This is a genomic window from Candidatus Tiamatella incendiivivens (assembly GCA_015522635.1).
GTDB classification, from domain to species: Archaea; Thermoproteota; Thermoprotei_A; order Sulfolobales; family Acidilobaceae; genus Tiamatella; species Tiamatella incendiivivens.
In genome coordinates this window covers 1-14,469 of record WALW01000026.1, presented here as the reverse complement: position 1 = coordinate 14,469, position 14,469 = coordinate 1, and the positions used below count along the sequence as shown (strand labels likewise).

Here is a 14,469-nt window from a genome sequence, read left to right as displayed (position 1 = left end):
TCCTATATATACACCGGGCTATTCACAAGCTCAATAGACATCCTCATCCCACTCACGATCGGCGAACTCCTAGCTGTACCATTAATACCTTATCGAGTAAAGAAATCCTCCAATAACTTCATTAGAACAATAATGGCCACAACACTCATAACACTTGGTGTAGCAGTATTAATTATATAATACACTACAACCAGAGATAAACTTGAATAAGTATAGGTGAAACGAGTTGCCGGAGGATACCATCCAAATTAATGTAAGGAAAGACCTCTACGAGAAGGCTGAGAAGTACATAAAGGAAGTAGGAGGCTTCGACAGCGTAAATGAACTCGTCGAGTTCCTCCTATCAGAAGTGCTCGAGTCAGAGTCATCGGGCTCTGGAGAGTATAGTGAGGAGGATGAGGAGAAGGTTAAGGAGAGGCTGAGGTCTCTGGGATATCTCTAGTTGTTTTTCCGTTAAATCTGATTATTTATTATTACAATCTTAAATAGTCGAGGAGAGCTGTTTGAAATAGGTGTTTGTCGTTTAGATTAGAAGGACTGTTTTCCTCCTCCTTGGCTATGTGAGAGTGGCCGTGTACTTCTCTTGGACTATATAGGAAGATGGTGGTTTTCTATGAGTAAATATGTTCCAGTTATTGTTTCAGGGGTTGTGTTTTATTTTATGAGATAAGATTATAGGGCCTTGGAAATTACTTCTTTGTACCTATATTGTAATAGGACTCTCCTTTGCCTAGATAATTCTTTTTTGATATCTATATTGTATAAGCGTCCGCGGAGATAGTTTAGATAGTATTGCGGTATTGTGCTGAGACCCTTTCGGTGTAGTAGTTGGTTGGCTAGTCTAATGATAGAGTGATTTAATGGTACTCCTGTGAGACCGTCTGTGAACCCTATTTTGCCGGGATTATGAACGGTTTTTCGCGTTAAATACATCTTGGCGTTCTTGATTATTCCTATTTTCCATCCGTTAGCTATGGCGCATAGTTGAATCATTGTATCTGGGCTTGGAAGGATTGAATACTTGTTACAGGTTTCCCATACTTCTCTCCTCAGCATCCACCCAGTATTTCGAATGTGGAGTTCCGACGCTTTCTCGTTTACAGTGATCCCTCCGAATATCCCTATATCATGGTGTTTTTTTGCTGCTTTCATTATTTTTGTAATGTATTTCTCCTCAATTATTGTATCTGCATCTACTTGGAGAAGAAAGGTCCATGGCCAGTGAAGCTTGTTTTCGGCGAAACTGATCGCCAGCTTTATTGCCCTGGCTAGACCGAAGCTAGAGTCGTATGGATTTCTGACAGGGTTCCTGATTACCTTGGTGAAATTAAATGGTTTGGATACTGTTAATGCCTTTTTATACGTATCGTCTGTGCTTCCATCATCCACTATGACTAGTTTAACTATACTCTCAAGGTTCGCTTTCACTACACTGTGTATTACTGATAACGCGGAATACTGTATGTTTTCTTCCTCGTTTTTAGCTGGTATTATTATTAGTATTTTCTCTGTCCCTCTCAAATTACTCTACCCTTCCCTTGATTATATCTATGTTGCCATATCACTATATAATAGCTAACCACGCTGAAACCTAGATTAGCGGGGAATACTTCTAACCGTTTTCATTAAATCTAATTATTTATTATTACAGTACATAGACATCCTTGAACCGGTGGATACTTATTGCCGGAGAAAGACCCGGGGAAAACGAAGTACACGACAGTATCTATACCAGTAACCCTGTACAATAGGCTCAAGAGAATCATAGAGGGAACAGGGTTCGCGAATGTATCCCAGTTCGTAACATACATCCTACGGGAAATAGTGGTGGAATATGAGAAGGCGAGGGAAACGGAGGAACCGCTAAGCGAAGAAGAGAAAGACCAGATAATCGATAGGCTCAAGAAACTAGGCTACCTCTAAAATGGTGATGAAGAATGGTATCAAAACCCCACGGCGGAAAACTAGTTAACAGAGTCATACGAGGCCGTAGGAGACAAGCACTCCGAGACCAGGCAAATGAGTTCCCGTCAATCAATATTGATAAGAATACTCTATCGGATATATACAACATAGCTGTAGGCTCTTACTCCCCCCTCGAGGGATTCAACACTAGGGAGGAGCTTGACTTCATACTAGACCACATGAGGCTACCAGACGACACTCCCTGGACGATACCAATAACATTCGACGTAGACCCGGCGATCCTGGGAGAGCTACGGGAGGGCGATGACGTTATACTAAGATACAACGGCAAACCTGTTGCCCTACTTAGGATAGAAGAGATGTATAGCTGGGATAAGAGGAGGTATGCTGAGAAGGTATACGGTACATTAGATCCTGATCATCCCGGTGTAGTGAAAACCATGAAAAGAAAAGAAAAGCTCCTGGGAGGTAGGATTGATCTAATAGGGGATATAGAGAGGCCATTCCCGAGTCTGATGCTAGAGCCTATTGAGACGAGGATACTCTTCCGCGAGAGGGGATGGCGTAACATAGTAGCCTTCCAGACGAGGAACGTGCCCCACAGGGGGCATGAGTACGTTCAGAAGGCGGCCCTAACATTCACTGACGGCCTGCTCATACACCCCTTAGTGGGGTGGAAGAAACCGGGGGACTATAAGGACGAAGTTATAGTGAACGCCTATAAAGCATTGATACAGCACTACTACCCTAAGGATGCAGTAGTATTATCCGTCTTGTGGATGGAGATGCGTTACGCCGGGCCAAGGGAGGCTATCCACCATGCTATTGTGAGGAAGAACTATGGTTGCACCCACTTCATTGTGGGTAGGGATCATGCTGGGGTTGGCGATTATTATGGGCCTTATGAGGCGTGGGATCTCTTCAAGGAGTTTCCGGATCTAGGTATTACACCATTATTCATAAGGGAATCGTTTTATTGTAGAAAGTGTGGTGGGATGGTGAATGAGAAGATATGCCCTCATCCTGACGAGTATAGGGTAAGGATTAGCGGTACCAAGCTGAGGCGGATGATCCTGAGTGGGGAGAGGCCTCCTGAGACTATGATGAGGCCTGAGGTGGCGGAAGTCGTTTTAAGCTACGATAACCCATTTGTAGAGTGATATGGAGGCCTTGTATGTTGAGGAGGATGTTTATACTCGGGTTGGATTCTGCTCCGCCTAAAACTATCTATGAGAGGTATGGTGTGGAGATTCCTAATATAGCTGAACTTGTCGATGAGTCTGAGAGGTATCTTATGAGGACAAGTCATCCGCCAATAACTATACCTGCGTGGATGAGCATGTTCACGGGGAAAACGCCGGGTGAGCTTGGGATATACGGGTTCCGCCACAGGAAGCCCGGTGACGTCGGCCACTCCTATATTATCAATTATAACTACATTAAGCATAGGACTCTCTGGGATGAAGTAGGCAGCCGTGGCGGTAGGGTCGGTGTTTTCGGTGTACCTCCAACATATCCTCCTAGACCTGTGAAGGGGTTTATGATTTCGGACTTTATGACTCCCAGCCACGAGTCTCAGTACTCCTTTCCTCCATGGTTGAAGAAGGAGGTTGAAAACAGGTTCGGCCCGTTGATCTTCGATATCGTTTATAGGAGTGAGGATAAGAAGGGTGTTCGGAGAGATTTATTCAACATGACTAGGCAACACCTCGAAGTTGTTAAGTACCTGGCGGGGATGAAGCCTTGGGATCTCTTCGTGTATGTGGAGATAGGGATAGATAGGTTACACCACGCGTTCTGGAAGTACTTCGACGTATCTCATCCCAGGTATACTGAGGATCCGGAGTTGAGTAAGGCTGTACCTGAGTTCTATAAGATGATAGATGAGGGTGTAGGTGAGCTTAGGGAGAAGCTGCCGGAGGACACGATCTTCGTTATTGTCTCGGACCACGGTATAAAGTCCATGACTGGGGCATTCGCGGTGAACGAGTGGCTAATACAGCAAGGCTACCTCCATTTGAAGGAGAAACCGAGGAAGCCTGGTGTAGATCTCACTAGGGAGATGGTTGACTGGGATAACACCCTTGCATGGGGGTGGGGAGGCTACTACTCCCGCATCTTCGTGAACCTGAGAGGCAGGGAGCCGAGTGGTGTTGTCGGTAGGGAAGAGTACGAGGATCTCTTGAACCAATTGGCAAGGGATATATCCCGTATAAAGGGACCAGAGAACCAGCAGTGGATTAATGTGGCACTGAAACCAGGGGACATATATCCGGAGGTAAACGGTGACCCGCCAGACCTACTGGCATATTTTGACAACCTAAACTGGAGGGCAGCCGGGACAATAGGATACGAATCTCCCTACCTGTCGGAGAACGATAGAGGCCCTGATGACGCGGTACACGACTGGCACGGAGTATTCACAGTATACGATCCTGAGGGGACAGTCTCGAAGGGGATGAAGGGAGAAAAACCGATAGAAAAAATAAAAGAGCGCCTGATAGAGTTAATTCTCAAAGATTAATGATAAATGGCTGATAGCAGATGGAAAAGAATTCCCCTAAGAATGTTTTTTTGATAATATTGGATGCTCTCCGATTCGATTACTCTGCTATTTTGATGGAGAAATTAAGAAAATACGGGTTCACTGAGTATAATAATGCTATATCGTCGTCTCCGTGGACTACGCCTAGTCATGCGTCTATGATAACTGGGGTTTATCCATTAGTTCATGGTGCTCATGAATCGAAGGATAGAAAGTACTATAAGGTGAGGCTTACGAGAAATCTTCCTACTCTTCAACAGAAGCTGAAGATGTATGGTTATAGGACTTATCTGCTATCTGAAAACCCATTCATTTCCCCGATATTTGGGTTTAGGGGTTTTGACGAATACCATAACACGTTACGAGGATTCGACATTGACCTTTTATCAATATACGAGCGTCAGTACCTCAGGGATCTTAGGGATAAATTGAAAACCAGAAGCAGACGGAAGATCCTAATACGCCTCCTTAAAAATAGGAAAATATCTCTAATCTATAGAAGCATCCTTACCAAAATGATAACTAAAACTAGGATTAACAGAATCATAAATAGAAAATGGCCTCTTGATAAAGGAGGTGAAAAGACTGTAAATACTATAAAAGGGATCCTCAAAAAAGAGCCTAAATCAAAGAAATTCTTCTTCATAAACTTCATGGAAACCCATGAACCATACTTTATAGATCGCAAAGAACACCTAGAACAATTCATAAATTCACTAATAGGAGATCCCCTCGATGAAAACTATCTTATAAAATGGAAACAGGGATACGAACGAAGCGTATCGTACATATCGGATCTACTAGACAAACTACTAGGCTATATGTATGACGAAAAAGAACTGGACAACTCCCTTATAATCATTACAAGTGATCATGGGCAACTACTAGGAGAACACGGTAAAATTGCACACGGAGTATTCTTATGCGACGAACTATTAAGAGTACCCTTTTTGATAAAGTACCCGGATTACATTGAGGAACCAAATATTACACCCCAACATTACAAATATCTTTCCAACACTAGCTTAAAGAAATTCGTCGTATCCCACGCTCGTGGTAGTCCTCTACTTATAAACGATTTATATGAAGATCACGTATATTCGGAAACATTTGGAGTCCATTTAAACTACAAAGACATAGTGAACCTTCGGGATCTAAATAAAATAATTAAATGGGAAACATATAGAATAGCAATATACTACAAAGGTATGAAGGCCATCTACAATATATCAACATGGAATTTTGACAAACTTTTAACATATAACAAGAACTCTATCGATCAAAGAGATTTAAAATTTTTAAAAAAGCTTGTAATCACTCATTTGTCAAAAGCTAAACTCATCAAGTGAAAACAGAAAACTATGTCAAGTAATTTCTAATTTTCCTCAAGAAATGATAAACCCGGTATTTTTTGTAGTAAATACTCCATCTATATTTTTCAACACCGTTTATCGCTGCATATATAAAGCCTGACAAATTCCATATCCAATTAGATATCCCCTTATCATTTTGATTATTTCTTCGATTAAATGCCATAAATCGTTTCAATAAGCTTACAACTATCCATACCAACAGGAATTGTAAAGGAGTACCCCACTTATAATACTCGATACCATAAATAAATCCCCTCTTCCTTATGTTTTCTTCATTACGGGGAACTATAACGCCAGGCCCAAGCCCCTTATATTCTTCTGGCCAAATACCTAGTGCTATGCCACGCGAAAATACAAAACCATCATCACTATATTTAATGGGATATAACCCCTTTAAGGCTCCCATGAAAAAACGCGTAGATATAACCATGGCCTGTCCCGATCCACCCAATAAAGGCTGTTTTCTAAGTAGGTTTTCGAGATAATCCACGGGCAATAAAGCGTCTCCATCGACCTTGAAAATGTAATCATAGTCAATAAGTCTTGTTCCATTACGAACCAAGTACGCTAATGCTTTATTTAACGATATAGACACTCTTATTGGAACCTGATACCCTTTAGGCGGACTTATTACAATGTTGTTTAAACCGTCAACTGGTTCTGCTGAGACTATATAAATGTCTTGACATACACCTCTCTGAAACCTCACGCTTTTATAGTTTCTAATATTGAATGTTTCACTGTTTCTAGTAACGTAAAGTGTAAGAACCTTAATACACCTCGTCTTTTTCACTAAGGTACACCTTGCTATCATCTTATGAAATTCACTCAATTAAGTTTTAGATATTAAATCTAAACTGAATAACTTGGGGAGTCACATGGCCACTGATGTATACGATATTGTTATCCTAGGTTGCGGATGGTCCGGTGCCAGCGTTTCCCTTATGCTTAAGGAAAACAGGTTTAAAGGCAATATCCTATGTATTGATAAAACTTTACCGAATGGTGGATTGATGTCAACCAATATAATTAATGGATTTACGTTTGATACTGGTGGCAGCCATGTTATTTTCTCTAGAAATGAAGGTATCCTTTCTTTTATGCTGGAATTACTTGAACGTAATAATGAAAAATACATTAAACACCATAGAAACTCTTACGTATACCTAGAAAATAATTTTGTACCATATCCCTTTGAGAATGGTATATGGGTGCTGAATGAAAAAAGTAGATACCGGATATTATCTTCGTTTATTGTATCATTAATTGAAAACAGCTGCAAAACCAAATGGAGACCTAACAATCTCTTAGAGTGGATCTATGGTACCTTTGGAAAAGAAATTGGTGACATGTACTTAATCCCCTATAATGAAAAGATTTGGAAAAGAAATCTTGCTGACATAGATAGTGATTGGGTTTATACTCCAGGCCGACTTCCGCTACCTAACTGGCAGGACGTTATCAAAGCAGGGGTGGGGTTAAAAACTGAAGGATACACAGAGCAAGCCATATTCTATTATCCTTATAAAGGTGGTATAAGAACATTATTCAATTCCATATACAGACAAATTAGTAGTTATATAAAAATTCTTCCTAAAACTAAAATAGAGAGAATCAAATTTAATGGAGACTACCTAATCATTAACAATAAAATTAGAAGTAAGGAAATCATTTCAACAATACCATTGAATGAGCTATTGCGAATTATTGACATTGACAAAGAGACAAAACGCCTTTCCTCAATGCTAGATTACAACAGCGTTGCTGTAGTAGCAGTAGCACTTAGGGGGAATGCTCCAAAAATGCATTGGGTATATGTCCCTGATAAAACGATAATATTTCACAGATATGCATGGATATCGAATTACAGTCCCATGAATGCACCAAGGAACAATTCGTCAATAATAGTAGAAGTTACGTTGAAACCTAATGACACATTCAATCAAAACTATATAGAATCAAAAGTGCTAGAAGGCCTAAAATCCATAGGAATTTTGGATGAATCAGAGAGAAATCTTCTCTTCATTAGGTCTTGGTATAACAAATATGGTTATCCCATCTACAGGAAGGGTCACAAAGTAATAAGAAATAGGATTACGAGCAGGTTAAAAGAACTTAAAATACTACCTTTCGGCCGATGGGGATTATGGCATTACTGGAACATGGATAAGATACTCATAGAAGCAAGGAATCTTTTGATTAAAAGGTTAAACCTGTTCTAAATTATTTCTCCATAAGGAGCTTGCTGTTAATTTGAACATAATATCATATAACTCTTGTAAAACATTTTTGTTACCACTAGCCTTACTAACAAGACGTAGTAAAATTACCTTTTTTCTTATATTACTAGACCCTAAACTAAATGCAAGGCTCAAAAACTTCGAGGATAATACAGGATCCGTATATACTAGCCTCTTTCCAATACCATAGAAATTATTTGCAAGCAATTCCTTCTTGAAACGAGCCCCATAACTTAAGTTCCTGATACTTTCATTAATAAAGAATTTTAAATAATTGCTATCCAATGATGACTTTGTTACATTTTCCTCATGCAAATACCTAACCATTGTTGGAATATTAAGAAACCCTATTCGATAGCCATTTTCTGTAATTCTTATCCATAATTCAACATCTTCTCCTCGTTTCAAATCGGGGTTAAAACCTCCTGTCCCTAATATTGCATCCTTACGAGCCAATACTGTCGATGTTAAACCCAATGAGCAAAGAAAAATATCCTTCCCATCTATAATTTTAAATGCCTCTGTGAAACATTTGGGGTAAAAATAAAAAATACTGTCTAGTTTATTAATACATTTGGTTATTATAACATCTACTCCATACCTATCCAAGATCTTCAACTGAACACTAAGCTTGTTCCTCAGCCATATATCATCATCATCGAGAAAAGCGACCAGCTCATAAGAGGCGTTCTTAAGGCCGACATTTCTAGCAATAGAAGGGCCTACCCTCTCACTAGCAGGGACTAGTATCATTTTATATTTAGATTCTAAACTCTTTTCGGTATTATGTATAAACCTCTCAATAATGTCAACTTTTTCTTTGTCAATAACCCCAATGATCTCTAATACACCCTCCTTATACTTTTGCCTAATAACGCTTCTAACCGCTCTAATGAACAAGTGAGGACGTATTGATGGAATTATAATACTGACATTTCTATTTTTATTCAACGCTCATACTTCACCATCCACTAATATATCACCTTAAGCCTGTTTAGAAAAACCTTTCTTCCAAGCCCATTTCCTCGTCAATTCAATGATTTTATCAATATCAGTTACCCCCCATGAACATTGCTTACAGTTTCTAGTTACAGGGTTCCATACACAGTTGTGTCTAAAGTAGTCCCTTGCTTGGAGGACTGCTAGTACTGTGGAGCCTATTCTTGACTCGTGTGTTAATCCTGCTACGTGTGGTGTTAACAGGAACCTTGGATCACCGGTGTACTTCATCCTCGGGTGGTCTTGGCGTGTGGGTTCTTCTGGGTGGACGTCTAGTATGAAGTGTAGGTCAGGTCTTTTCTCGGCTACCGTGTCTATTGCGTCTGGCGTTTCGGTTGCTCCTCTGCCTATATTCACGTATACGGCGTTCCGTGGTAGTTTCAGGAGGAGATCTACTGTTACCAGGTGCTTCGTATGTTTTGTTAGGGGCAATGAGTTCACTAGAATATCGGAGTGTTCGAATAGCTCTACCAGTGAGACTCTACGGGCTCCTAGTGTATCTAGTGCGGGCTTGGCTGTACGAGAATAATACAATAATCCACCGGCTCCAAGGGCATACAGTTTTAATGCAACACTCTGCCCTATTCTTCCAGCACCAAGCAACCCTACACGCCTGCCCCTAAGCAGGAAGCCGGCTAGGTGCTGTGGCCATCCCTCCCTACTCCACTTAGGGTAGTGCTGATGCATGGAAACCATTCTGCGGAGAACACCTAGTATTCCCGCTATAGTGAACTCTGCCACGGCTTCAGTGATTATCTCCGGTTGGTTGGAAACGCATACACCGTTCTCGTCAGCGGCCTCTAGATCGATGTGGTCGACACCGCTGCTCCTCACTATTATAACTTCAATACACCCCTTATCAGAGAGCATTTCTCTTGTTATCGGGGTGAACCAGTTTATGTAGACCCTGCTTTGCCTCGCCTCTCTCCACGCATCCCATCCTGACTGAGGATTGGGCGGTGTGTGGAGACTATAGCCTTCTAGTAGGGATCTGATCTCCTCTTCTATAGGCCTGTTTGAGTATACGTCGTGTTTACAGTTCATACCGTGGTTCCCTCAATGAATGATTTGGCCGGAGGGGATTATATCATCCTAGTCTAGGTCTTTCCTCTCCATGATAACCAGCGTCGTAACTATCAATAGTATAGGTATGATTGTTAATGCCGTTAGGCTGGTTGGGTACGAGGGTGTTATCCCCTTGTATGGTATGTTCTCTAGTGTTCCGTAGACCCATTGGTGTAGTACTATGTTTGCGTGGTAGGAGAAGTCAGCGTTCAACAGTATCGTGCTTATCTCCTGTGCTATGCTCCCTCCTATCAGGCCCGTTATTATCTGACTCGTTATCGCTAAGCCTATGTAGTAGCCCACGACTCCGAGGACAACTATGTAAACCTTCTTAGTCTGAGTCGAGATCAACAGTGTCAAACCGAGTATAGAGATTAGATAGAGCCATGAGACTAGTGTGTAGTAACCGATGTACCTGGATGAATCTGTGAGCGCATCCCACACCTTCCCCGCCCCTAGTCCATTGTAGAAGCTTGCCGCCACTACCAACACGTTAATAGTCTGCACAACAGCCAAAGCAACCAAGGAGAGTAGTGAGAACCCTATCACCTTCGACAGCACAAGCTCGTACCTCCTAATGGGCTTAGTTGCGAGCAGGTTGAATGTCCCGTTACCACGTTCACCCGAAATGAAGCTTGATGCTACTAGGCTTGCTATCACTAGCATGGGGAACCCAGCCCAGAAGCCTGTCACCATGTCTGTGAGCGACTTTACCGTACCGATATATTCGTTATGGAATGTTTCATAGATACTCGTTCCTGGGTGAATGTATTGTAGTGTTATTACAGCCTGATGGGACTGGGGCATCCAGAACAGGCCTGCAACATACAATGCTATGATGCTGGGGAGCATTATGAATAGGATGAATGCTATGAAGCCCCCGGATCCAGCTAGTATACGGGTGTCCATGGATAGGAGTCTGGCCAGCCTACCGAAACTATTGTCCCCGAGCCTCACTCCTCCCCACCTTCTATAACCCTCATAAAAGTATCAGTTATACCCGACCCAGCCTCATACTTCAACAATTTAACATCACTCTCCAAAATCAACCCTAGAACCCTCTTCTCATCCCCACCAGTATCAACGATCACCTGATTACCATAGACACTATACCTAAACCCGGCCCTATCCAAAGCCTCTGTAAAACGCTTAGGCCTATCGACAACGATCCGGGCGAGACGCTTGGACTCTGCATCCTCCCTAGACCCTTCGAAAACAATTCTACCCTTATGAATGATCGCATAATAATCAACAACCCTCTCAGCCTCAGCTAAAACGTGCGTGGAGAGGAAAACCGTTCTACCCTTCTCAGCCAGCTCCCTTATCTTATTCAGGAGCTCCAGCCTACCTATAGCGTCAAGATGCTCAGTAGGCTCGTCAAGCACAAGTATACTGGGATCACCTATCAATGTCTGGGCCAATCCCAATCGTCTCTTCATACCGGCCGACAGGTTACCGAACCTCTCGTGCTCAAAGCCGTTCAACCCAACCCATTCTAGAAGGCTCAAGGCCTGCTCCAATGCCTCCCTACTAGACAACCCATACAGCCTGCCAATGTAAACCAAGAAGTCAAGTAGCCTCCAGCTAGCGGCTATAGAGAACCGCTCCGGTGCATAGCCGATCAGCTTCTTAGCACTAATGCTACCAGCGGTTTGACCTCTTACTAGAGCCTTCCCACTACTCGGCTTCAGGAGGCCCACAATTATCTTGATCGTAGTAGATTTCCCCGCTCCATTCGGGCCGAGTAACCCGAAAACACTACCCCTAGGAACCTTGAATGACGCCCCCTTCAAAGCGTGGAAGCTCCCGTAGTACTTGTGGAGATCCTCCACCACTATGTCGTACTCCACGGTTACCGCCTCCTCCTCGACCAGGCTAGTGCTCCGATAGAGAGGATAGCTGAGATTACTGGGGGTGCTAGGAATAGCTTCAGGTAATAGTTCTTTTCTATGGGTGGGTTGAAGCCGTGGCTCGCGTTTAGTACTATGGTTGTATTTGGCTGTCTCTTGTATAGGAAGAATAGTATTCCATTCTTACTGTAGAAACCTATGGTTGTACTGTTCTCGAGGAGCATTGCATCTCGGAGTGCGTTGTGGTAGTAATAGCCTGTCCCAGTTAAGCCGTTGCCATTGGTGCAGAAGGGTTGTGGACATTTTGTATGGTTTTTGAGGCTTATTGTATTGCTTATGGCTAGTGTTATTCCCTTGTAAGTGGATCCTGTCTTGTAGATGTATGTTATCCCTCCTGTTTTACCTTGCTGCCAAAGGTAGCGTAGGACTATATTGTTGCTCTCTGTATTGTATGTGTGGAAGCTCCAGAAGGTCAGGATTATCGTGAATATTATTATCAGGGAGAATGTTATCGTTAGCTTTTTCCTACCGCGGTTCCAGAGGAATAGGGTTGTTGGTAGGAGTATTGATGCTAGTAGAGATGTTATTGCCCCATATACTATTGGAGTTGGAACACTACCTTCTGTTGAGAGTGAGCCTATGGTTATTGGTATGCTCGCCTGTTTGCTATTATTGTTCTGATTAGTCAATGGTGTGAGTGTGATGTTGAGTGTTATATTCACCTTATCTGGTTGGTTCTGGGTTTTTATCGTGAGGTTTATTCTCGTATAACCGTAGGAGACAGGTGGATTCACCACTTTGTCAATTCTACCAGGATTGACCCCCAATACACTATTATTACCCACATCAACCACAATTTCCAACTGCATCGGCCCAGTATTCGGTTGAGCCTTGTAGATGTAGAGTAATAGTATGCTTGTCTTCTTATCTATGAACGGCTCATTCACCAATGTGTAATTGAGTGTATAGTAGTCTCCCTTCAATACTCCTGTATGTTTCTGCGGGATATAAGGCAGTACACTCGTCTGTGTGTCCGCGTATCCTGTTATGTTGAGTATTAGTGTTGCCACTATCAATGCTGTTAGTATTATTGTTCCATGGTGGTGTTTCAGGGTTCACCTACCTCTCAAACCAATTTAATAATGTGATAGATATATCTAATATAAATTGTTGTAAATACTTGTAAACCAATTATTATAGAAGAACCCTATACAATCACACCTGCAAGGTGACACCCTTTGAAATGGGTTACACGAAGCTTCCCACACGTAGATAGGACGGCCAGTGCATGGCTAATCAAACGCTACATAGACCCCGAGGCGGAGTTCACATTTATAGACTGGCCCGAGCAAGAACTAAAACCCGAGCACGGAACACCCTTCGACATAAAGGGAGTAGAACTAGGCCACCACGATAATAAGTGTAGCTTCGAAACCATAGTAGAGAAATACAACATCAAAGATCCTATTGTAGAGAAGATAGCCCAGATAGTCCATGCCGCAGACATAAGAGGCGAGATGGAGAAAGCCCCGGAGGCCCCCGGTGTAAAAGCGTTATTCAGTGGATTAAGGCTGATAACCAGAGATGACTACGAGACACTGGATTACGGTATGAAGATCTGGGATGCCCTATACGCCCACTACAAAGCACTAGAATTAGAAGAGAAACATAAACAGGAACTAGAGGGCCTCAGCAAGACAATGAGGCTCAGACGCCTTAAAGAATTGTTGAACAAGACTGCATATACCCAATACATATAAACATGCCTAGGGGACACTATTAATGGTATAAAACAACTCAACCAGGTGGTATATACGATGGATAAACGCATACTCGAACTCCTGAACAAGCAGTTGAACGCTGAGCTATACTCGGCCTACCTCTACCTCTCAATGGCAGCCTACCTGGACCACAAAGGCCTACCCGGCTTCGCGAAGTGGATGAGGATCCAGGCGAAAGAGGAAGTAGAGCACGCGATGAAGTTCTACGAGTACATAAACGATCGCGGTGAAAGAGTAGTCCTTGAAGCAATAGAGAAACCCCCGACTGAGTGGGAGAGCATCACCCAGCTGTTTGAGGAGGGTTTGAAGCACGAGAAGTCCGTGACGGACAGCATAAACAAGATATTCGAAGCCGCCAGAGAACTAGGCGACAAGCCCACCGAGGTCTTCCTGCACTGGTTCATAGACGAGCAAGTAGAGGAGGAGAAAACGTTCAGCGAGATACTTGGAATGCTCAAACTAACCCAGGAACAGCCTCACGCACTACTAATGCTAGACTCAAGGCTAGCACAACGGGAAGACTAACCTCACCCTCTATTTTTAATGCTGTACGGAATACCTGGTTCTCTGGGTTTCTTGAAATAATCATAGCGAATAACCTACCAGCCTCCCGTCTTCATTGGCTGGATTTCCTGGGTGAACATAAACCCCGCATCTTTAGTGCTTTCCAATGAACATTCCAAGAGCTGA

At 42.6% G+C, this 14,469-nt stretch carries 16 protein-coding genes; 9 read left to right on the top strand and 7 right to left on the bottom strand.

The features are described 5' to 3' along the window. Together F7B60_06650 and F7B60_06645 are read left to right on the top strand one after the other, a co-directional pair. Positions 1 to 180, top strand: a 180-nt coding sequence (locus F7B60_06650; GenBank protein MCE4615189.1) for a hypothetical protein, incomplete at its 5' end; no start/stop codon positions are given. Positions 181 to 226: 46 nt separating this feature from the next. Beyond that, positions 227 to 442, top strand: a complete 216-nt coding sequence (locus tag F7B60_06645; protein ID MCE4615188.1) for a CopG family transcriptional regulator — start codon at positions 227 to 229, stop codon at positions 440 to 442. Between the two features lie 230 nt (positions 443 to 672). Here the strand turns inward: F7B60_06645 and F7B60_06640 are convergent, their stop codons facing one another. Further along, entirely contained in the window at positions 673 to 1,521 is an 849-nt protein-coding gene (locus F7B60_06640) for a glycosyltransferase family 2 protein (GenBank protein MCE4615187.1), read from the bottom strand. Between the two features lie 162 nt (positions 1,522 to 1,683). Between F7B60_06640 and F7B60_06635 the strand changes: the two genes are divergently transcribed. Genes F7B60_06635 through F7B60_06620 form a run of 4 tightly spaced genes read left to right on the top strand, consistent with a single transcriptional unit; the run spans position 1,684 to position 5,820 of the window. Then, complete coding sequence (locus tag F7B60_06635) at positions 1,684 to 1,923, top strand: ribbon-helix-helix domain-containing protein (protein ID MCE4615186.1); 240 nt, start codon at positions 1,684 to 1,686, stop codon at positions 1,921 to 1,923. A gap of 14 nt (positions 1,924 to 1,937) precedes the next feature. Further along, positions 1,938 to 3,086, top strand: a complete 1,149-nt coding sequence (sat, locus tag F7B60_06630; GenBank protein MCE4615185.1) for a sulfate adenylyltransferase — start codon at positions 1,938 to 1,940, stop codon at positions 3,084 to 3,086. Positions 3,087 to 3,100: 14 nt separating this feature from the next. Beyond that, complete coding sequence (locus F7B60_06625; GenBank protein MCE4615184.1) at positions 3,101 to 4,450, top strand: alkaline phosphatase family protein; 1,350 nt, start codon at positions 3,101 to 3,103, stop codon at positions 4,448 to 4,450. 20 nt (positions 4,451 to 4,470) lie between these two features. Continuing rightward, positions 4,471 to 5,820 (top strand): sulfatase-like hydrolase/transferase, encoded by a 1,350-nt coding sequence (locus F7B60_06620; GenBank protein MCE4615183.1) that lies wholly within the window; start codon positions 4,471 to 4,473, stop codon positions 5,818 to 5,820. A 10-nt stretch (positions 5,821 to 5,830) separates the two neighbouring features. Here the strand turns inward: F7B60_06620 and F7B60_06615 are convergent, their stop codons facing one another. Then, the gene (locus F7B60_06615; GenBank protein ID MCE4615182.1) at positions 5,831 to 6,637 is read right to left on the bottom strand and encodes a hypothetical protein; all 807 of its coding nucleotides are present in this window, start codon (positions 6,635 to 6,637) and stop codon (positions 5,831 to 5,833) included. 151 nt (positions 6,638 to 6,788) lie between these two features. Between F7B60_06615 and F7B60_06610 the strand changes: the two genes are divergently transcribed. Next, positions 6,789 to 8,066: a hypothetical protein gene (locus tag F7B60_06610; GenBank protein ID MCE4615181.1), complete on the top strand. Its 1,278-nt coding sequence runs from the start codon at positions 6,789 to 6,791 to the stop codon at positions 8,064 to 8,066. On the opposite strand, the gene F7B60_06605 is transcribed toward F7B60_06610, so the two are convergent. Genes F7B60_06605 through F7B60_06585 form a run of 5 tightly spaced genes read right to left on the bottom strand, consistent with a single transcriptional unit; the run spans position 8,052 to position 13,068 of the window. Then, positions 8,052 to 9,035, bottom strand: a complete 984-nt coding sequence (locus tag F7B60_06605) for a glycosyltransferase family 2 protein (protein ID MCE4615180.1) — start codon at positions 9,033 to 9,035, stop codon at positions 8,052 to 8,054. The genes F7B60_06610 and F7B60_06605 overlap by 15 nt on opposite strands. A gap of 33 nt (positions 9,036 to 9,068) precedes the next feature. Continuing rightward, positions 9,069 to 10,127, bottom strand: a complete 1,059-nt coding sequence (locus F7B60_06600) for a 2-hydroxyacid dehydrogenase (GenBank protein MCE4615179.1) — start codon at positions 10,125 to 10,127, stop codon at positions 9,069 to 9,071. Positions 10,128 to 10,175: 48 nt separating this feature from the next. Then, on the bottom strand, positions 10,176 to 11,105 hold the full coding sequence (locus F7B60_06595; GenBank protein MCE4615178.1) for an ABC transporter permease: 930 nt from the start codon (positions 11,103 to 11,105) through the stop codon (positions 10,176 to 10,178). Beyond that, complete coding sequence (locus tag F7B60_06590) at positions 11,102 to 11,998, bottom strand: ABC transporter ATP-binding protein (protein ID MCE4615177.1); 897 nt, start codon at positions 11,996 to 11,998, stop codon at positions 11,102 to 11,104. The genes F7B60_06595 and F7B60_06590 overlap by 4 nt, the downstream gene beginning before the upstream one ends. A gap of 2 nt (positions 11,999 to 12,000) precedes the next feature. Beyond that, positions 12,001 to 13,068, bottom strand: coding sequence for a hypothetical protein (locus F7B60_06585; protein MCE4615176.1), 1,068 nt, complete (start codon positions 13,066 to 13,068; stop codon positions 12,001 to 12,003). 168 nt (positions 13,069 to 13,236) lie between these two features. On the opposite strand from F7B60_06585, the gene F7B60_06580 reads away from it, so the two are divergent. After that, positions 13,237 to 13,758 carry a chromate resistance protein gene (locus tag F7B60_06580; protein ID MCE4615175.1) on the top strand — a complete coding sequence of 174 codons (522 nt, stop codon included), beginning with the start codon at positions 13,237 to 13,239 and terminating at the stop codon, positions 13,756 to 13,758. A gap of 57 nt (positions 13,759 to 13,815) precedes the next feature. Continuing rightward, the gene (locus F7B60_06575) at positions 13,816 to 14,304 is read left to right on the top strand and encodes a ferritin (GenBank protein MCE4615174.1); all 489 of its coding nucleotides are present in this window, start codon (positions 13,816 to 13,818) and stop codon (positions 14,302 to 14,304) included. Positions 14,305 to 14,469 lie beyond the last annotated feature (165 nt).

Coding starts and splice junctions, on each gene's coding strand:
- F7B60_06620 (MCE4615183.1), top strand. CDS start 4,471: ATGGAAAAGAATTCCCCTAAGAATGTTTTTTTGATAATATTGGATGCT.
- F7B60_06625 (MCE4615184.1), top strand. CDS start 3,101: ATGTTGAGGAGGATGTTTATACTCGGGTTGGATTCTGCTCCGCCTAAA.
- F7B60_06575 (MCE4615174.1), top strand. CDS start 13,816: ATGGATAAACGCATACTCGAACTCCTGAACAAGCAGTTGAACGCTGAG.
- F7B60_06600 (MCE4615179.1), bottom strand. CDS start 10,127: ATGAACTGTAAACACGACGTATACTCAAACAGGCCTATAGAAGAGGAG.
- F7B60_06610 (MCE4615181.1), top strand. CDS start 6,789: ATGCTTAAGGAAAACAGGTTTAAAGGCAATATCCTATGTATTGATAAA.
- sat (MCE4615185.1), top strand. CDS start 1,938: ATGGTATCAAAACCCCACGGCGGAAAACTAGTTAACAGAGTCATACGA.